Origin of the sequence: Leucobacter chromiiresistens, assembly GCF_001477055.1 — a bacterium.
GTDB classification, from domain to species: Bacteria; Actinomycetota; Actinomycetes; order Actinomycetales; family Microbacteriaceae; genus Leucobacter; species Leucobacter chromiiresistens_A.
Genome location: NZ_LDRK01000084.1, coordinates 1 through 18,183 on the forward strand (window position 1 = coordinate 1; position 18,183 = coordinate 18,183).

Consider the following 18,183-nt stretch of genomic DNA (forward strand, 5'->3'; position numbering starts at 1 on the left):
CACCGACGGCGTGCTGCCCGCGGAAGAACGCCGCGCGCATGTCGCCGTCGGGCAGCACGCCGTCGGTGGCGTAGCGGGCGGAGAACGCGCTGAAGTCGGGCAGCGGCGGCATGTCGGTCTCGGCGGCGGAGAGCAGGTCGGGATCCTGCTGCGCCCGCGCCTCCTCGAAGCGCTCGGCGAGTTTGACGAGCACTTCGATGAGGTAGGCGATGGCGCTGCGCGAGGTGCCGATGTTGGTCATGAACAGCACCGTGTTGCGGCTCGTCTTGTTGACCTGGATGCCGTACCGGTCCATGAGGTGCTCGTGCTTGAAGGTGTCGCCGTCGACGCCGGTGCGGCTGATCTCGATGGTGATGCGCGACGGGTCGACGACGAACTCGTCGGTCGCCCACGCCTCCCACATCGACGCGAGCCCGTCGCGCAGTGGCATCGGTCGGCCGGCTTCGCGGTGGGCGGCCGGCACGAGGTCGTGAGCGGTGAGCACGCGGAAGGTGCGGCGCAGCAGCGGGTGCCGGGCGATCGCCTGCGAGAGGCTCGTCGCGAGGTCGAGCTGGCGCTGCACGAGCTCGAAGCCTTCGAGCTCGACCTGCCGGCGGCCGATGTCGAGGGAGGCGAGGATCTGGTAGTTCGGCGAGGTGGAGGTGTGCGTCATGTACGCCTCGTGGAAGGGCTCCTCGGCGTCGCGCACCCAGTCCTGGTCGTAGACGTGGATCATGGACCCCTGCCGCAGGGCGGTGAGCGTCTTGTGGGTGGACTGCGTGGCGTACACGCGGATGCGCGCGTCGGGTGCCGGGATGAGGCGCTCGGAGAGCCACACCTCGTCGCCCGCCGGCGATCCGTCGGCTCCGTGCAGGCGCTCCTGCTGCGCGCGGTGGGCGGCGGCGTGGTCGGTGGTGCCGAGCTGCTGCTCGAGGCGCTTCGCGGCGGCCATCGCGGTGCGCCGCCGGGTGACGGGGTGGAAGGCGGCGAACGCGAACCAGGCCTCGTCCCACAGGAAGACGAGGTCGGGCTTGATGGCGAGGCACTCGGCCATGACGCGCTCAGGGTCGTACACAATGCCGTCGAACGTGCAGTTCGTGAGCGTGATCATGCGCACCTCGTCGAGGCGGCCCTGGGCGCGGTAGTCGAGCAGCAGCTGCTTGATGCGGTCGATGGGCACGGCGCCGTAGAAGGCGAAGTCGTTGAGCGGGTACGCCTCGAGGTAGGCGGGGCGCGCGCCCGTCAGCATGACGGCGTGGTGGTGCGACTTGTGGCAGTTGCGGTCGACGAGCACGACGTCGTTCGGCGCCATCAGCGCCTGGTGCACGATCTTGTTCGCGGTCGAGGTGCCGTTGGTGACGAAGAACGTGTGCTTCGCGCCGTATGCGCGGGCGGCGAGATCCTGCGCCTTCTTGATGGCGCCGGTGGGGGCGAGCAGCGAGTCGAGTCCGCCGGAGGTGGCGGAGGTCTCGGCGAGCAGCAGGTTCAGGCCGTAGAAGTCGGCGAGGTCGCGGATCCACTTCGAGGCGACGACGGAGCCGCCGCGCGCGACGGGCAGGGCGTGGAAGACGCCCACGGGCCGCCGCGCGTGATCCTGGATGGCGCTGAAGAAGGGGGTGTCGTAGAGGTGGGAGACGCGTCGCAGCAGGGTGAGGTGCAGTTCGAGCTGGTCCTCGCGCCGGAAGACGCGGCGGAAGCGGCGGGTGAGCGCCCCCGCGAGATCCTCGATGTGGGCGCCGGCGACGAGGTAGAGGTCGAGTTCGGGCCGGATCGCGGCGAGCGTGTCGGCGAGGCCCAGCACGCGCTGCACCGAGGCGAGCGAGCTGCGGGCCGGGGCCGTTCCTCGGACGACCTCGGCGCGGGCGAGCCGGATGGACTCCTGCAGGTCTCGGCTGAGCCTCTGCCGGGTGTGCTCGCTGAAGCCGGGGCGCACGACGCAGGCGAGGATGTTGGGGTTCGTGAGCACGGCCGCGACCGCGTCGTCGGCGGAGGGCACGACGACGTAGTCGTAGACGAAGTCGTCGGCGGGGCCGCGCAGGCGGAGGAGCTCGGTGCGGAGGCCGTCGCGATCCTGAGCCGTCGTCTCGTCGACGACGAGCACTTCGAAGCGGGGGCGCGGGTCGGCGTCGACGGCGAACTCGGCGCGCTCCGATTCGTCGAGGTATTCGTCGCGCGGCTCGTCGGGCACGGTGTCGTGGCGCAGGCGGTGCACGACGCGGCCGATGCGGTCGAGGGCGGTGCGGTAGTCGCCCGCTTCGAGCAGTTCGGCGATGGCTGCGACGTAGCGCTGGCCGAACCCGGCCCAGTACAGTTCGATGGTCTCGAGCGCGCGCAGGTTGCGGTGCACCTCGCCGTCCGTGGCGAGCGCATCGGCGGTCTCGGAGTCGGTGGCGAGCCGCTTGACGGCGAAGCGGAGGTACTCCCACGCATCGCTGCGCAGCCGCCACGAGGAGGCGGGCATGCCGGGGTCGCGTTCGAGGGCGGCCGGCGCGTACGCGTTGCGGCGGCGCAGGGCGCGCGGGGGCAGGCCGCCGCTGATGGCGTCCCTCCCTGCGCGGGTGTCGATCGAGGTCGCGGCGGAGGATTCGATCCTCGTCATGTGTGGCGGTCCTTCCAACTTCATCGTGTGGTGTCGGCGCGGGCGCGCCGACCGGCCCGGATCCCCCGGCTGCGCAGGCTCGTAACTGTCGATCTTAGGCGACCGCGGATGCGGCTCCGGGTACGCGGCCCGCTGGGCGGGGTCGCACGCGCCCCTCGTCGACGAATTCGCTGTGAGATCTTCCGACCAAGGTTAGGTTGACCTAAGATGAACGTGTGAACTTCTCTGAACCATCCGATTTCCCCGAGGCTGTCTCGGTCGTCGACCCCGACGGCATCGACTGCGTGGTGGCTGCGGGCGATGCTTCGGACCTGCCGCAGCTCGGGGAGTGGCTCCGCGAGCTGCCCGACACGGCGTACGGGCGCGTCTTCATCGAGGTGTTCTCCGAGATTCAGATCGAGACGCTGCCGGCGCCGCCGAACGTGGGCATCACCTGGCTGTGCCGCGAGCAGCGCGAGCAGAGCCCGCGGCCGGGCCTCGGGCGGCGGCGCGGCGAAGCGCTCGCCGGGGCCGTGGACGCCTGGTTCGACGAGTGGCTGTGGGCCGACGGCGAGGCCGTGCGCAACATCCAGCTCTGGATGGGCGCGCGCACGAGCTCGGTCATGCAGACCTACTGGATGGGGCTCGACCGGCGCCTCGAGAAGCGGTGGCCCGGGTACTGCGATCGCGACTGCCGCACGGAGTGCCAGCGGGGCGAATGACCGACCCGTCCCCTCCCGGGGGCGGAGCGCGGGCGCGAGGGCCCTGCGTAGAATTGCAGCATGGCGAAAGCGAATGAACGGAAGCATCGGATCGCGATAGTCGGCGGCGGCCCCGGCGGTTACGAGGCGGCCCTCGCCGGAGCCCAGCTCGGCGCCGAAGTCATTCTCATCGAGCGCGCCGGAGTGGGCGGCGCGGCCGTGCTCACCGACGTCGTGCCGTCGAAGAGCCTCATCGCTACGGCAAGCGCGGCGCAGAGCGTGCGCGATTCGGGCCGACTGGGCGTGCAGGCCTTCGTGCCCGGCGGCGACGGCAAGCCGGTGCGCCCCGAGATCGCCGTGAACCTGGCCGCCGTGAACAAGCGCCTGCTCGCGATGGCGGGCGCGCAGTCGGTCGACATGCTCCGCTCGCTCGAAGACGCCGGCGTGCGCGTCGTCCAGGGCGAGGGTCGACTCGACGGGCCGAACGCGGTCGTCATCTCCACGGCCGCGGGTGGAGGCGGCACCGACTTCGACCGCGTCGAGGCCGATACGATCGTCGTCTCCGTGGGCTCCAGCCCGCGCGAGCTCGACTCGGCGAAGCCCGACGGCGAGCGCATCCTCACCTGGAAGCAGCTCTACGACCTGCCGAGCGTTCCCGAGCATCTCGTGGTCGTCGGCTCCGGGGTGACGGGCGCCGAGTTCGCGAACGCGTACCGCACCCTCGGCTCCGAGGTGACGCTCGTGTCGAGCCGCGATCAGGTGCTCCCGGGAGAGGATCGCGACGCCGCGGGCGTCATCGAGCGGGAGTTCACCCGTCTCGGCATGCAGGTCATGTCGAAGTCGCGCGCCACGTCGGTGTCGCGCACGGAGAGCGGTGTGCTCGTCGAGCTCGAGGACGGGCGCACGATCGAGGCGACGCACTGCCTGATGGCGGTGGGGTCGATCCCGAACACCGCCGGCCTGGGTCTCGCGGAGGCCGGGGTCTCGCTCACCGACAGCGGGCACATCCGGGTGAACAAGGTGGCCCGCACGAACGTGCCCTCGATCTACGCGGCGGGCGACTGCACCGACTTCTTCCCGCTCGCCTCGGTCGCATCGATGCAGGGTCGCACCGCCATCATGCACGCGCTCGGAGACTTCGTGCGCCCGATCGATCTGCGCAACGTCGCGGCGAACGTCTTCACCTACCCGGAGATCGCGACGGTCGGCTGGAACGAGAACTCGCTCGCCGAGGCGTCCGACGTGGCGAAGGCCGTCTCGCACACGATCCCGTTGAGCGTGAACCCGCGCGCGAAGATGATCGGCTTCACCGACGGCTTCGTGAAGCTGTTCGCCTGGCAGGCCTCGGGCACGGTGATCGGGGGCGTCGTCGTGGCGCACCGCGCCAGCGAGCTGATCTTCCCGCTCGCGCTCGCCGTCGAGCACCGGCTCACGGTCGACCAGGTGGCCTCGGCGTTCGCGGTCTACCCGTCCATGACCGGCGCGATCACGGATGCGGCCCGTGCGCTGCACCAGCACTGAGCGGGGCGGAATCGTGGCTCAGCGCGTCTCCCGACGCCGTCTGCTCAGCGGAGCGGCCGGCGTGCTCGGCGCCGGCGCCGCCGCCCTGCTCGCGGGGTGCGCGCCCGCGGGCAAGCCCGATCCCGTGCCGTCGGACGACGACGTCAAGGCGTACGCCACGGTCACCGTCGTCGACAACCGCTTCGAGCCCGCCGAGGTGGAGATCGCGCCGCAGCAGGCGGTGCGGTGGGTGTTCGTCGGGCCGAGCGAGCACGACGTCGTCGCCGACGACCGCAGCTTCGTGAGCGAGCTGCTCGTCGAGGGCAGCTATACGCATCAGTTCACCGAGGAGGGGGAGTACCCCTATCTCTGCTCGATCCATCCCGAGATGCGCGGCGTGGTGCGCGTCGTCTCGCCGTAGCGCCGTCGGCTCTCCGCAGCGCGCCGTCTCGCCGTAGCGCCGTCGGCTCATCGAGACCGGGGTGACGCGGCGCGCCCCGCTCCGATCTCGACCGGGAACGGCGGCACGGCGACGAGGTCGGTGATCGCGGACCCCGCCCGGAACACCGTCGCCTCATCGAAGGGGTGCCCGACCACCTGCACGCCGATGGGCACGCCGACCGACGAGAGGCCGCTCGGCACCGAGAGCACGGGAACCCGGTTCGCGATGTTGAACGGGCTCGTGAGATGCGCCTCCCAGTAGTGCTCCAGGTGCCGCGTCGAGCCGTCGGCGTCGCGCACGTCGATGCCGTCGAGGTAGGCGCCGTCGGCGTCGAGCATCTCGACCGCCTGCGTGGGCGTCAGGAGCACGTCGACGCCCGCCATGGCCGCCGCGAGCTCCGACTGCACTGCGGCGTCGAGCGCGAGCGAGTCGGGCAGGCTCTCCTGCGAGGCGGCCCGGGCGGCGTCGGCGATGAAGCGGCGCGTGTAGTCGGCGAGCTCCGCCTCGGTGCCCGCGGTGAGGCGCGCCATGGCGGGGCCGAGGATGTGGCCGAAGTGGGCGAACGCGGTGCGTCGCAGCCGGTCGGTGGTCCAGGGGAGGGAGACCTCGACGATCTCGGCGCCCGCGGCTTCGAGCGCGCGGGCCACGTGCAGCGTGCGCTCCCGGATCGAGGCGGCGACGGGGTAATCGCCGAGCGTGAGCGAGAGCCCGACGCGGAGGCCCTGCGCTCCTGCGGCGCCCTGCAGCGCGGAGGTGAGCGATCCGTTCGCCTGCGGCCCCCACGACGCATGGTCGACGGGGTGGCGCCCGCCCATCACCTCGGCGAGCAGCGCCGTGTCGGCCACCGTGCGCCCCATCGGGCCGTCGCCCCGGTACCAGTCGGCCGAGAGCGGGGGAGCGCCCGGAATGCGGCCGTAGGGCGCCTTGTAGCCGACGGTGCCGGTGAACGCCGCCGGAATGCGGGTGCTCCCTGCGATGTCTGAGGCGGTCGCGAGCACCGCCATGCCCGCGGCGAGGGCCGCGCCGGCCCCGCCGGAGGATCCGCCCGGCGTCGCGTCGAGGTTCCACGGGTTGCGCGTCACGCCCCACATGGGGGAGTGCGTCGTCGTCGCGCACGAGAACTCGGGCGAGGTCGTGCGGCCGTGGATCACGCCGCCTGCGGCGAGGACGCGCTCGACGACGGGATGGTGCGCGGAGGCGATGTCGCCGCGGCAGGCCGCGAGCCCCTGTTCGAGCGTGAGCCCCGCGATCCCGTGCTTCTCCTTCGTCGCCACGGGGATGCCGAGGAGCGGGGGGAGCGGCGCGTCTCCCGGGCGGGCTGCCGCGTACGCGGCGTCTGCGGCCCGCGCCGCGGCCCGTGCGGAGTCGGCGAGGATCTCGGTGAAGGCGTTCACGCCGGGCCGGTCACCGTCGCCGTTCACCGCGTCGATGCGGCTGAGCACCGCTTCGAGCAGCGCCGAAGGGGTGAGGTCTCCGCTGCGGAATCGCTCACGGGCGGCGTGCGCGTCGAGGAACGCCAGCCCCTCGTCGCCGGTGGTCGTGGTGCGCTCGGCCGCGGGGGCGGTGGTCGATGCGGGTGCCGTGCTCATGGTGCCTCCTCGGTCAGGCGTTCGCGGCGAGCTCGGGCGCCGGCGCGGTCTCGGGCTGCAGGGCGCCGTGCACGAGCCGCCAGCCGACTTCGGCCAGCATCTCGACGCCCGCCACCATGTCGGCGTCGCTGGTGTACTCCCGCTCGCAGTGGCTCACGCCGTCGACCGAGGGGATGAAGAGCATCACGGTGGGCGCGATCCGGTTCATCGCGACCGAGTCGTGCCCGGCCATCGTGCGGATGCGACGGGCGCCCAGCCCGAGATGAGCCGCCGCCTCCTCTGCCAGGGCGAGTCCGGATTCGGGGTAGTGCTGGTTGTCGCGCACGTCGAAGTCGCGGGCCGTGATGGTCAGCCCGTAGGCGTCGGCGATCTCCGCGATGTCGCGGAGCAGTCGGTCGCGGGCCTCGAGTACGACGGCCGCGTCGTCGGCGCGGAGGTCGGCGACGAGGCGCACGCGGCGGGCCACCACGATGGGCGAGTTCGGTTCGAGCGTGAGCTGCCCCACCGACGACACGAGCGTCTCGGGCGGGAAGAGCTCGGTCACCTCGTGCACCCGGGTGATCACCTGTGCGGCGCCCAGCAGCGCGTCGTGCCGATCCGCCATCGCGGTCGCCCCGGTGTGCGACTGCTCTCCGAGCACCTCGATGTCGAGCTTCTGCGTGTACCAGCTGCGGTCGACGGCGCCGATCGGCAGGCCGTCGCGTTCGAGCAGGCGCCCCTGCTCGATGTGGATCTCCGCGTACGCGGCGATGGCGGGGCGCTCGTCGGCGCCGAGGTACCCGATGGCGGAGAGCGCCTCGCGCACGCTCGTGCCCTCCAGATCGCGCACGTCGAGCATCGCCGCCTCGTCCTTGATGCCGGCGAACACGGAGCTGCCCATGATCGAGGGGGCGAAACGGCCGCCCTCCTCGTTGAACCAGTTGACGACGGCGAGGTTGTACACCGGGCCGTCGGCGGGGGCATCCGCACCCGAGACGCGAGCCGCGATCCGCTCCGCCGCGTGCAGCGCCGCGATCACGCCGTAGGCGCCGTCGAAGCGGCCGCCGAGCGGCTGCGAGTCGAGGTGCGAGCCCAGCAGCACGTAGGGGGCTCCCGGCACGAGTTCGACGAGTGCGAACTGATTGCCGATGCCGTCGACGCGGGTCTCCCATCCGCGTCGGGCGGCGAACGCGGCGAACCACTCGCGCGTCTCGCGGTCGGCGGGGGTGGCGGCCTGGCGGTCGACGCCCCCGGCGGGCGTCGCGCCGATGCGGGCGACGGCGTGGAAGTCTGCGAGGAAGGCATCGGGGGTCATCGGACAACTCCTGTCAGGGGCTTCCGCTTCAGCGGATGGGTTTCGGGGATGCGGGTGAGTACGAGCACGAGGAACACGATCGCGGCCGCCGCCGCCATGTAGACGCCCGGGCTCGCACCGAACCCGGTGGACTCGACGAGCCACGTGCCGATGAACGGCGCGGTGCCGCCGAAGATGGCGTAGCCGACGTTGTAGCTGACAGCGGCGGAGGTGAACCGGGTGCGGGTCGTGAAGATCTCGACGAAGAAGGTGTAGCAGCCGCCGCCGTACACGCAGACGGCGCCGACGAACAGGAACTGGCCGAGGATCGCGAGCGGCAGCGATCCAGAGGTGACGAGCATGAACGCGGGCACGGCGAGCAGCGCGATGATGGCGGCGCCCGCGATGAGCATGGGCTTGCGCCCCACGCGGTCGCCGATCATGCCGCCGACCGGCAGCAGCAGCGCGTACAGCAGCATGGCCGCGGCATTCGCGAGGAGCGAGCTCTCGCGCGAGAGATCGCCGGCCGTCTGCACGTAGGAGACGAAGTAGCCCGACAGGAAGTAGAACCCCATGGCCGTGAGCCCCATCACCATGATGACCTGGAGCATCTTCAGCCAGTTCTCGCGGAAGGCGTCGCGGATCGGCGTCTGCCGCTCCGCCTGCTGCTGCTGCTCGGCCTGCACCTCTTTGAACGCCTCCGACTCGTCGGTGCGGGAGCGGATCCACAGCCCGAACGCGGCGAGCGGCAGGGCGAGGAGGAACGGGACGCGCCAGCCCCAGCCCTCGAATGCGTCGGCGGGCAGGCTCTGCGAGAGCGCGAGGATCAGCGCGCCGCCGATGACGGAGGGCAGGGCGGTGGCGGCGAGGGTGATGTTCAGCCAGAGCCCGCGCCGATGCTTCGGGGCGTGCTCGAACACGAATGCGGGGGCGCCGACCGATTCGCCGCCGGCCGAGAAGCCCTGCAGGAGGCGGCAGATCACCAGCAGGATGGGCGCGGCGATCCCGATCTGGGCGTACGTGGGCAGGAGCCCGATGCCGGCCGTGGCGACGCCGATCGTGAGCAGCGTGATGTACAGCACGGGGCGGCGTCCGTAGCGGTCGCCGATCGCGCCGAAGAACAGCCCGCCGAGCGGGCGGATGAAGAATGCGACGCCGAAGGCGGCGAACGTCGAGAGGAGCCCGACCGCCGGGTTGTCGCTCGGGAAGAACAGGGTGGCGAGGGTGAGCGCCGAGAGGCCGTAGAGGCTGAAGTCGTAGAACTCGATGAACTGGCCCACGCTGCCGGCGAGCAGCACCCGCAGCCGCTTCTTGTCGAGCCGCTTCCGCTCGGCGACCGGCAGCGGCCCGGTGGGGAGGTTGACGGGGTCGGTGGGCGGCTGCGCGGTGGCGGTCGGCTCCGCGGCGCGCGACGATGCGCGCTCGGGGGCCACGGGATGGGCTCGGTCGGAATTCAGCGTCATTGCGTCCTCCAGGGATGTCCCGGTCGGGTCAGGTCGATGTGCCGCAGGGCCGGTGACCGGGTTCCCCAATCCTCGAAGACGGGGAGCGCCGCGTCTAATGGGAAGGTTCGTTGCGGCCGATCGATGGAGTCGATACCCCCTCGGAGCCCTGGTAGATGTCGCGGCAGACCTCGACGAAGGCCTGCGCCTTGCGGGTGGGCGAGATGTCGCGCCGCTGCACGAGCGACACCTCGGTGGGCGGGAACTCGTCGGAGAGGCGGAGCGGCACGACCCGCTTGCCCGAGTAGGTGAGGCTCTGATCGAGCCACTGGTTCAGGATCGAGTAGCCGTGCCCGCGCGCCACGTACGAGCGCACCGTCTCGTAGCCGAGGGAGACGTGCCGGATGCGCGGCTCCAGCCCGAGCTGCCGGAAGAGTCGGAGGTAGTAGTCGCCGGTGTGGGGCAGGTTGAGCAGGATGAAGGGGTCGTCGGCGAACTCTCTGAGGCTGACGACGGATCGCCCGGCGAGCGCCTGGGCACGTGCTTCGGGCACGATGACGTGGGGCGGCACGCGGTCGATGACGGTGCGGGCGAAGCGGTGGTCGACGCCGAGGTCGTACATCAGCGCGACCTCGCAGCGTCCGTCGTGCAGCGCCTCCTGCAGGCTGCCCTGGTCGCCCTCGAAGAAGGTGAGCTGCACCTCGGGGAACGCGGCCTCGAACCGGTCGAGGATCTCGGGGGCGCGAAACGGCGCGAGCGGCGCGTAGATGCCGACGGACAGCTCGCCCGAGAGGGCTTCACTCGCCGAGCGCACCGATGACGCGAGCAGCTCCGCCTCTTCGAGCAGGGCGGGGCCGCGGGCGAGCAGCGCCCGCCCGGCCGGCGTGAGCTGGAGCCCGCGCCCCCGATCCCGGGTGAAGAGCTCGACGGCCAGTTCGCGCTCGAGCTGCGAGATGGCGCTCGAGAGCGTCGACTGCGTGACGCTCAGCTCGGCGGCCGCGGCCGTCATGTTCTCGAGGCGCGCGACCGCGCTGAAGTACGAGAGCTGCACCAGGGTGAACGCCGTTGTCATGCATCCATGATCGCAGTGCACGATTTCGGCGAGGTTGCGCGCTCGCCGTCACGCGCCCTGCGCGCGCGCTCTCACGCGCGCTGGAAGACGGCGAGCGATTCGAAGTGGTGCGTGTGCGGGAAGATGTCGAACGCGCGGAGCCCGGTGAGCTCGTACCCCGAGTCGCGCAGCGACTTCGTGTCGCGGGCGAGCGACACCGGGTCGCAGGCGACGTAGACGATGTTCATCGGCGCGAGCTCGGCGAGCTGCGCGGTGACGCCGTTGCCGGCGCCCGCCCGCGGCGGGTCGAGCACGACGGTGCCGCGGCGCAGGCGCTCCCGCACGGGCCCGGAGGCGCGCAGCAGATCCGCGAGGTGCCGGTCGACTCGCGCGGTGTGCGCGAGCGCCCCGACGATCGCGGAGAGGTTCTCGGCCGCGTCCTCCGTCGCGGCCGCCTCCGCCTCGACGGTGGCGATCTTCACGCCCGGCCCGGCTGCCTCGGCCACGGCGGCGGCGAGCAGCCCCGCCCCGCCGTAGAGGTCGAGGTTGCCGGCGACCGGGTCGAACCTGCCGTCGTCGATGAGCTCGCCGATCGCGTCGCGCACGGCCGTGAAGAGCACGGCGGGAGCGGCGCGGTGCACCTGCCAGAACCCGCCGGCGCGCACGAGGAACCCGCGATCCTCGACCCACTCGTGGATCGGATCGCTCGCGCCCGACCGCTGCTTCTCCCCGGCGAGGGTGAGCAGCATGCGCGGGTCGTCGCCCGAGGGGTCGACCAGGTCGACCGTATCGACGCCGGGCATCGCCTCGCCGAGGGGCGCGATCTGATTGATCCCCTCGGTCGCGAGCGGCAGCGACTCGACCGGGATCACGCGGCGGCTGCGGGCGGCGTAGGGCCCGACGGCGCCGGTCTCGGGATCGACGTGAAGGCGCACGCGCGTGCGGTAGCCCAGACCCGTGTCGGCGGCCGCGTCGGGGTCGGCCTCCTCGTCGTCGACGAACACGGGAGGGGGCTCGACGATCTCGGCGAGCGCAGCGGCCGCGTCCTCCGCACCCTCCGCGCTGAGCTGCACGCCGCCGAAGCGCTGCATCGCGTCGGCGAGCACCTCCGCCTTCAGCGCCCGCTGCCGCTCGAGCGAGATGTGCCCGAACTCGGCGCCCCCGGCACGGTTCTCGGGATCCCGCGTGATGGCGGCCTCGGCCCAGACGTGATCGCGGCGATCGGCGGAGGCGTCGAGCACCTCGACGGCCGTCGCCCGCGCGAACGACTTCTTCTTCGCGTCGGTGATGCGGGCCCGCACCCGCTCACCCGGAATCGCGTCCGCCACGAAGACCACACGGCCCTCGTGACGCGCGACACCGACACCGCCGTGGGCGATGCCGGTGACGACGAGGTCGACCTCGACGCCGGGTTCGAGCGGGGCTGAGCTGTGCAATGCAGTCATGCCCTCATTCTCCCACTGCGCGAGGTCGACCTCGGGACGCGGCGCCTGCGCGCCGCGGGGGTGCGTCGCGTTTACGCGGCGCGGTTGCCCTTGCGGCCCGTGATCAGGCCCCAGATCAGCAGCACGACGATCGAGCCGCCGATCGCCACCAGCCAGGTCTCGATCGAGAAGAACTGACCGAGGTCGGCGCCGAAGAGCAGGCCGCCGAGCCAGCCGCCGACGAGAGCCCCGATCACACCGAGGATGAGCGTGGCGATCCAGCCACCTCCCTGACGGCCCGGCAGGATGGCCTTCGCAATCGCTCCTGCGATCAGCCCAAGCAGCAGAAATCCGAGGAAACCCATGAGAACTCCTTCCGTTCACGGGGAGGCACGGTGCATCCCCATGAGCACAAGGTACGTCGGGACGATCGACGCGGAACAGGGGGTTGTCGCCGCCGAAGGTGCTGGTGTAGCGCGCGCACGAATATCAGCCCTCGTCGCTCCACTGACGCACGGCGCCGGCGGCGGCGCCTGGGGCTGATCGGCAGTCGATCCCTTCCTCTCCTCGGAGTGTATGCACGCGAACTGAGTGTGTACAGAGGGTGACTCGGGAATCTGCCGTGAACGCGGCGGCGACCCCGTTCGTGCCCGGGCCGTACACTGCTGAGCATGCGTCTTCACCTCGCGTCCACGTCGCCCGCCCGACTCTCCGTGCTGCGCGGAGCCGGCATCGAGCCGGTGTGCTTCGCGCCCGACGTCGACGAGGAGGCCGAGGTCGCCGCGCGCGAGGCGGAGCTCGGGCGCGCGCTGACCGCTCCGGAGCTCACGGAGTACCTCGGGCGCCTCAAGGCGGAGGACGTGGTGCGGCGGCACGGTCCCGACGGCACCGGTGAGATCGACGGGCTCGTGCTCGGCGGCGACTCCATGTTCCTGCTCGACGGCGAGATTCTGGGCAAGCCGCACCTGCCCGAGGTCGCCCTCGAGCGGTCGAAGCAGCACCGCGGCCGCACGGGCGTGCTCCACTCGGGGCACTGGCTGATCGATTGCACCGGAGGCGTCGCGCGCGGCGCGGCGGGCGCGGTGGACACGGCCGCCGTGACGCTCGCGAGCGATCTCGCGGATGCCGAGCTCGAAGCCTACGTGGGCACAGGCGAACCGCTCGAGCTCGCGGGCGGCTTCGCGATCGACGGCCGTGCCGGCGCCTTCATCGAACGCATCGAGGGGGCGCCGAGCTGCGTGATCGGGCTCTCGCTGCCGGCCCTGCGGCGACTCGTGATCGCGCTCGGGCACCACTACCCCGATCTGTGGAGCGACTGAGCCGGGGTCAGTCGCTGCGCGCGAGCAGGGCGACGGTGAGCGCCGCGATCGTCGTGCCGGCGGCGAGGTCGACGTCGAGCAGCTCCTCGATGAGCGCGAGGCGCTGGTAGAAGACGGACCGCGAGAGCCGCGCCCGCTGCGCCGCCAGCGAGCGGTTCGCGGGGTGCTCGAGATACGCGCGCAGCACGAGCAGCAGGTCTCCGCTGTGCCCGGGCCCCGACTCGGCGTCGTGCGCGATGAGCGGGCCGAGCGCATCCGCCGCGAACTCCTGCACCTCGGGGGTCGCCGCCAGGCCGCGCACCAGATAGGCGAGCGCCTGACGCTCCGCCTGCTGCACCGTCACGCGGCCGGTCGCCGCCGTGGGGCGCAGGCGGCCGGCGGCCCGCACGCGCTCCAACGACGTGATGAGCGAGCGCACGCCGCGGCCCGGGGCGCCGAGACCGAGGTGCGCCCGCCACGCGAGCGGGGTCGTCGAGGGGATCAGCATGTCGAGCTCGCGCGCCAGGCGCACCGCGAGGGGCGGGGCGGATCCGGAATCCGCGGCGGACGCGACGCGCGGGTCGTCGGCGGGGAAGGAGAGCAGGGCGAGCAGCAGGGGGCGATCGTGATCGGCGACGCCGTCATCGGTCGGTTCGGGGGCGATGATCACGCGGCCCTCGGGTGCCACCGCCCGGCGCAGCGCCGTTTCGAGCACGGCCCGCTCGAGCGAGGTGTGCGCGCCGAAGCCGTCGGTGCCGCGCAGCGTCGCGCCGAGCAGTGTGCGCCCCTCGATCGTCAGGCCGGCGGCGGCGAGCTGCGTGGCGAGCTCGCCGTCGCTGCGGTACCGGCCGTTGAGCAGGGCGTCGAAGAGGCGTTTCGCGCTCAGCCGCAGCCACTGCTCGCCGTCGGGGTCGGCCAGCTTGCCGAGTGCGAGCGCGAAGGCTCCGAGTTCGAGCACGGTGCGCCGACCCGCCGGGTGCGGCGGCCCGGGGAGCGCGGAGAGCCGGCCCCACCGCCTCCCCTGCGCTTCGACGGCGACCGAGTCCGATCCGGGCGGCAGTGCACCGGGCTGCGGCGACGACCAGGGGGCGAGCGCCGTCTGGGGGAGGATCTCCGCGCCGGTCCAGGCGACGACCCGGCCGGCGGAGTCCTCGAGCACCACGGGGGCGTCCAGGGTCTCGGCGAGGCGCTCGACGACGTAGTCGACGGGGCTGCGGTTGAGGCCCAGCTCGGTGAGCATGGTGTGCACCTCGGCCCGCGCCGCGAGTGCTTCCGTCTGCGCCGCGAGCACGCGCTGGTGCACCCGCTGGGTGATCTGCACGAACCGCACCTCGCGATGCAGCACGATGAGCGGAATGCCGTGCCGCTCGCACGCGTCGGCGAGCTCGGCCGGAGCGGCGTCGAAGTGCGGCCCGAGCTCGAGCACGGCCGCGGCGGGGCCGGCGGCGACCACGGAACCGGCGAGGGCCGCGAGCGCGGGCGGGTCCGTCGGCCATCCGGCCCCGGTCGTGAGGATGAGCTCGCCGCCCTCGAGCAGCGGCAGGGCGCCGGCGCCCGCGACGACGTGCGCCCACCGCACCGCGCGGTCGAGCCCGGCGCGGCCGGCGACGAGCTCGGGGGTGCCCGCGCGCAGCTCGGGGAGGGCGAGGGCGTCGGCGACGGTGACGGTCGCGGTCGCGGGGCGAGCGTCGGCAGGCGTGTCGGTCATATCGAACAAAGTGTACGGGAGCGGGGTCAATCGTGGATGGAATGCGGTCGATCCGCCGACTCTCGCCTGTCACACTGGTTCGTGGCGGAATCCACGATTCCGAACAGATTGCCCGAAGAGCGGCGATCACCGACACGGACGCGCACGCGCAGGCGCGCGCACTCACGAGAAAGCAGGCGAACGCATGGCACGGATCCCCCACGTCATCGGCGGCGAGAAGGTCGACACCGCGGAGCGCACTCAGCCGGTCTACAACCCGGCGACCGGCGAGGCCCAGCACGAGCTCAGCATCGCATCGGTCGAGACCGTCGAGCAGGCCATCGCCGCCGCGCAGGAGGCGCTGCCCAAGTGGCGCCGCACGAGCCTCACGAAGCGCGCCGACGTGTTCTTCAACCTGCGTCAGCTGCTCAAGCAGCGCACGCCCGAGCTCTCCGCGATCGTCACCAGCGAGCACGGCAAGGTGCTCTCGGACGCGGCCGGCGAGATCGCGCGCGGCCTGGAGAACGTCGAGTTCGCGTCGGGCCTGCTGCACCTGCTGAAGGGCGAGCGCGACGAGCAGGTCTCGACCGGCGTCGACGTGCACTCCATCAAGCAGCCGGTGGGCGTCGTCGCGGCGATCACCCCCTTCAACTTCCCGGTCATGGTGCCGCTCTGGATGATCGCGAGCGCCATCGCGTGCGGCAACACCGTCGTGCTGAAGCCCTCCGAGCGCGACCCCTCCGCCTCGGTCTTCATCGCCGACCTCTTCCGCGAGGCCGGCCTGCCCGACGGCGTGCTCAACGTCGTGCACGGCGACAAGGTCGCCGTCGACACCCTGCTCGACAGCCCCGACGTCAAGGCCGTCTCGTTCGTCGGCTCGACCCCCATCGCCAAGTACATCTACGAGCGCGCAGCCGCCAACGGCAAGCGCGTGCAGGCGCTCGGCGGCGCGAAGAACCACATGCTCGTCATGCCCGACGCCGACATCACCGTGACCGCCGACGCCGCGATCTCCGCCGCCTACGGCTCGGCCGGCGAGCGCTGCATGGCCGTCTCGGTCGTCGTCGCAGTCGGAGACGTCGCGGATCGCCTGATCCCCGAGCTCACGAGCCGCATCGCGAACCTCAAGATCGGCGACGGCACCGATCCCGCATCCGAGATGGGCCCGCTCATCACCCGCGAGGCCAAGGAGCGCGTCGAGGGCTACGTCGCGGGCGCCGAGGCCGAGGGTGCGACCGTCGTCGTCGACGGCCGCGAGGCGCAGTTCGAGGGCGACGGCTTCTTCACCGGAGTGTCGCTGATCGACCACGTGCAGACCGACAGCAAGGTGTACCGCGAGGAGATCTTCGGGCCCGTGCTCGCCATCGTGCGCGTCGACAGCTACGAGGAGGGCCTCGAGCTCATCAACTCGCACCAGTTCGGCAACGGCACCGCGATCTTCACGCGCGACGGCGGCGCGGCCCGCCAGTTCGAGTTCGAGGTCGAGGCCGGCATGGTCGGCATCAACGTGCCGATCCCGGTGCCCGTGGGCGCCTTCTCGTTCGGCGGCTGGAAGGACTCGCTCTTTGGCGACTCCCACATCTACGGCCCCGAGTCGATCAACTTCTACACGCGCTCGAAGGTCGTCACCACCCGCTGGCCGAACCCCGATCAGTCGAAGATCGACCTCGGCTTCCCGAGCAACCACTGAGGAGCGACCGCATGAGCGACTACATCGACCTCACCGGCGCGGAGCAGAGCTTCGGCGACACCGACGCCCAGCGCGAGGTGCGCGAGAACGACCGCCAGTACGTCTTCCACTCGTGGTCGGCGCAGGGCGCGATCAATCCGCTGCCCATCGCGAAGGGCGAGGGGGTGCGGTTCTGGGATTACGACGGCACCGAGTACCTCGACTTCTCGTCGCAGCTCGTCAACCTGAACCTCGGCCACCAGCACCCGGGCCTCGTCCAGGCGATCCAGGATCAGGCGGGCCGTCTCGCGACGATCCAGCCCGCCATGGCGAACGACGTGCGCGGCGAACTCGCGAAGCGCATCGTCGAGCACTCCTTCGCGGGCGCGCGGTCGGTGTTCTTCACCAACGGCGGGGCTGACGCCAACGAGTATGCCGTGCGCATGGCACGGGTGCACACCGGCCGGCAGAAGGTGCTCGCGCGCTACCGCTCGTACCACGGCTCCACGTCGACCGCGATCACGCTGACGGGCGAACCGCGCCGCTGGGCGAACGGCACGCTCGATTCGGGAGTCGTCCACTTCCACGGACCCTACCCGTACCGTTCGGTCTTCTACTCGGAGACCCCCGAGCAGGAGACGGAGCGCGCGCTCGCGCACCTGCGTTCGACGATCGAGCTCGAGGGTCCGTCGACCATCGCGGCGATCATCCTCGAGAGCGTGACCGGCACGAACGGCATCCTGATCCCGACCCCCGGCTACCTCGCCGGCGTGCGGGCGCTCTGCGACGAGTTCGGCATCCTGCTCATCGCCGACGAGGTGATGGCCGGGTTCGGGCGCACGGGCCACTGGTTCGCCTTCCAGGCGTTCGACGTGACGCCCGACCTGGTGACCTTCGCCAAGGGGGTCAACTCGGGCTACGTGCCGCTCGGCGGCGTCGTCATCTCCGAGGCCGTGCACCAGACGTTCGACCAGAAGCCTTTCCCCGGCGGGCTCACCTACAGCGGGCACCCGCTCGGCGCCGCGGCGGGCGTCGCGACGTTCGACATCTTCGCCGAGGAGGGCATCCTCGAGCGGGTGCGCGACCTCGGCGAGCGCGTCGTCGGGCCGCGTCTGCGCGAGATCGCGGAGCGGCACCCGTCGGTCGGCGAGGTGCGCGGCACCGGGCTCTTCTGGGCGATCGAGCTCGTGAAGAACGCCGAGACGCGCGAGCCCCTCATCCCCTTCAACGCGTCGGGCGACGCCGCGGCGCCGTTCAACGCGGTCGTCGCGGCCTGCAAGCAGGCGGGCCTCTGGCCGTTCGCCGCGGGCAACCGCCTGCAGGTGGCGCCGCCGCTGATCATCTCCGAGGAGGATCTCGTGCGTGGCCTCGACATCATCGACGAGGCCCTGAACGTCGCCGACGGGTACGTCGGCGCGTAGCCCCTCCGTCAGCGCACTGCAGCAGACCCGCTCCACCATCGGTGGGGCGGGTCTTCTGCTGCGTCCCGGGCCGTGCTAGCATCCCCGTATTGCAGCGTCAGACAGTGTCTGTTCATGCAAGACGGCAAG

General features: G+C 71.8%; 14 protein-coding genes. 6 read left to right on the forward strand and 8 right to left on the reverse strand.

Translation table 11 applies throughout. The features are described 5' to 3' along the window. The coding region (locus NS354_RS10380; protein ID WP_058594423.1) for a beta-eliminating lyase-related protein at window positions 1–2,578 on the reverse strand (2,578 nt) is incomplete at its 3' end. Window positions 2,579–2,793: 215 nt separating this feature from the next. Between NS354_RS10380 and NS354_RS10385 the strand changes: the two genes are divergently transcribed. Genes NS354_RS10385 through NS354_RS10395 form a run of 3 tightly spaced genes read left to right on the forward strand, consistent with a single transcriptional unit; the run spans window position 2,794 to window position 5,179 of the window. After that, on the forward strand, window positions 2,794–3,279 hold the full coding sequence (locus NS354_RS10385; RefSeq protein WP_010156039.1) for an SIP domain-containing protein: 486 nt from the start codon (window positions 2,794–2,796) through the stop codon (window positions 3,277–3,279). A gap of 60 nt (window positions 3,280–3,339) precedes the next feature. Further along, window positions 3,340–4,779: an NAD(P)H-quinone dehydrogenase gene (locus tag NS354_RS10390; RefSeq protein ID WP_058594424.1), complete on the forward strand. Its 1,440-nt coding sequence runs from the start codon at window positions 3,340–3,342 to the stop codon at window positions 4,777–4,779. Window positions 4,780–4,792: 13 nt separating this feature from the next. Beyond that, window positions 4,793–5,179 (forward strand): cupredoxin domain-containing protein, encoded by a 387-nt coding sequence (locus tag NS354_RS10395; RefSeq protein WP_241490485.1) that lies wholly within the window; start codon window positions 4,793–4,795, stop codon window positions 5,177–5,179. Between the two features lie 47 nt (window positions 5,180–5,226). Here NS354_RS10395 and NS354_RS10400 read toward each other — a convergent pair whose 3' ends face one another. The 6 genes from NS354_RS10400 to NS354_RS10425 form a co-directional block, all read right to left on the reverse strand. Continuing rightward, complete coding sequence (locus NS354_RS10400) at window positions 5,227–6,789, reverse strand: amidase (RefSeq protein WP_082678028.1); 1,563 nt, start codon at window positions 6,787–6,789, stop codon at window positions 5,227–5,229. Window positions 6,790–6,802: 13 nt separating this feature from the next. Beyond that, window positions 6,803–8,083 (reverse strand): M20 family metallo-hydrolase, encoded by a 1,281-nt coding sequence (locus NS354_RS10405; RefSeq protein WP_058594425.1) that lies wholly within the window; start codon window positions 8,081–8,083, stop codon window positions 6,803–6,805. Further along, on the reverse strand, window positions 8,080–9,525 hold the full coding sequence (locus NS354_RS10410; RefSeq protein WP_153002183.1) for an MFS transporter: 1,446 nt from the start codon (window positions 9,523–9,525) through the stop codon (window positions 8,080–8,082). Before NS354_RS10410 ends, NS354_RS10405 begins: the two co-directional genes overlap by 4 nt. A 94-nt stretch (window positions 9,526–9,619) precedes the next feature. After that, window positions 9,620–10,576, reverse strand: a complete 957-nt coding sequence (locus NS354_RS10415) for a LysR family transcriptional regulator (protein ID WP_058594426.1) — start codon at window positions 10,574–10,576, stop codon at window positions 9,620–9,622. A 71-nt stretch (window positions 10,577–10,647) separates the two neighbouring features. Then, a complete protein-coding gene (locus tag NS354_RS10420) occupies window positions 10,648–12,000 on the reverse strand; it encodes a class I SAM-dependent RNA methyltransferase (RefSeq protein ID WP_058594427.1) in 1,353 nt (450 codons plus the stop codon). Window positions 12,001–12,071: 71 nt separating this feature from the next. Then, on the reverse strand, window positions 12,072–12,344 hold the full coding sequence (locus tag NS354_RS10425) for a GlsB/YeaQ/YmgE family stress response membrane protein (RefSeq protein ID WP_058594428.1): 273 nt from the start codon (window positions 12,342–12,344) through the stop codon (window positions 12,072–12,074). Between the two features lie 306 nt (window positions 12,345–12,650). On the opposite strand from NS354_RS10425, the gene NS354_RS10430 reads away from it, so the two are divergent. Continuing rightward, the gene (locus tag NS354_RS10430; protein WP_082678029.1) at window positions 12,651–13,298 is read left to right on the forward strand and encodes a Maf family protein; all 648 of its coding nucleotides are present in this window, start codon (window positions 12,651–12,653) and stop codon (window positions 13,296–13,298) included. Window positions 13,299–13,305: 7 nt separating this feature from the next. On the opposite strand, the gene NS354_RS10435 is transcribed toward NS354_RS10430, so the two are convergent. Further along, complete coding sequence (locus NS354_RS10435) at window positions 13,306–14,985, reverse strand: PucR family transcriptional regulator (protein ID WP_058594430.1); 1,680 nt, start codon at window positions 14,983–14,985, stop codon at window positions 13,306–13,308. Between the two features lie 184 nt (window positions 14,986–15,169). On the opposite strand from NS354_RS10435, the gene NS354_RS10440 reads away from it, so the two are divergent. Further along, window positions 15,170–16,654, forward strand: coding sequence for a CoA-acylating methylmalonate-semialdehyde dehydrogenase (locus NS354_RS10440; protein ID WP_058594431.1), 1,485 nt, complete (start codon window positions 15,170–15,172; stop codon window positions 16,652–16,654). An 11-nt stretch (window positions 16,655–16,665) separates the two neighbouring features. Further along, window positions 16,666–18,054, forward strand: coding sequence for an aspartate aminotransferase family protein (locus tag NS354_RS10445; RefSeq protein WP_058594432.1), 1,389 nt, complete (start codon window positions 16,666–16,668; stop codon window positions 18,052–18,054). Window positions 18,055–18,183 lie beyond the last annotated feature (129 nt).

Excerpts from the sequence above, each read along its gene's own strand:
- NS354_RS10390 (WP_058594424.1), top strand. The coding sequence starts at position 3,340 with ATGGCGAAAGCGAATGAACGGAAGCATCGGATCGCGATAGTCGGCGGC.
- NS354_RS10400 (WP_082678028.1), bottom strand. The coding sequence starts at position 6,789 with ATGAGCACGGCACCCGCATCGACCACCGCCCCCGCGGCCGAGCGCACC.
- NS354_RS10405 (WP_058594425.1), bottom strand. The coding sequence starts at position 8,083 with ATGACCCCCGATGCCTTCCTCGCAGACTTCCACGCCGTCGCCCGCATC.
- NS354_RS10410 (WP_153002183.1), bottom strand. The coding sequence starts at position 9,525 with ATGACGCTGAATTCCGACCGAGCCCATCCCGTGGCCCCCGAGCGCGCA.
- NS354_RS10415 (WP_058594426.1), bottom strand. The coding sequence starts at position 10,576 with ATGACAACGGCGTTCACCCTGGTGCAGCTCTCGTACTTCAGCGCGGTC.
- NS354_RS10420 (WP_058594427.1), bottom strand. The coding sequence starts at position 12,000 with ATGACTGCATTGCACAGCTCAGCCCCGCTCGAACCCGGCGTCGAGGTC.
- NS354_RS10425 (WP_058594428.1), bottom strand. The coding sequence starts at position 12,344 with ATGGGTTTCCTCGGATTTCTGCTGCTTGGGCTGATCGCAGGAGCGATT.
- NS354_RS10430 (WP_082678029.1), top strand. The coding sequence starts at position 12,651 with ATGCGTCTTCACCTCGCGTCCACGTCGCCCGCCCGACTCTCCGTGCTG.
- NS354_RS10435 (WP_058594430.1), bottom strand. The coding sequence starts at position 14,985 with ATGACCGACACGCCTGCCGACGCTCGCCCCGCGACCGCGACCGTCACC.
- NS354_RS10440 (WP_058594431.1), top strand. The coding sequence starts at position 15,170 with ATGGCACGGATCCCCCACGTCATCGGCGGCGAGAAGGTCGACACCGCG.
- NS354_RS10445 (WP_058594432.1), top strand. The coding sequence starts at position 16,666 with ATGAGCGACTACATCGACCTCACCGGCGCGGAGCAGAGCTTCGGCGAC.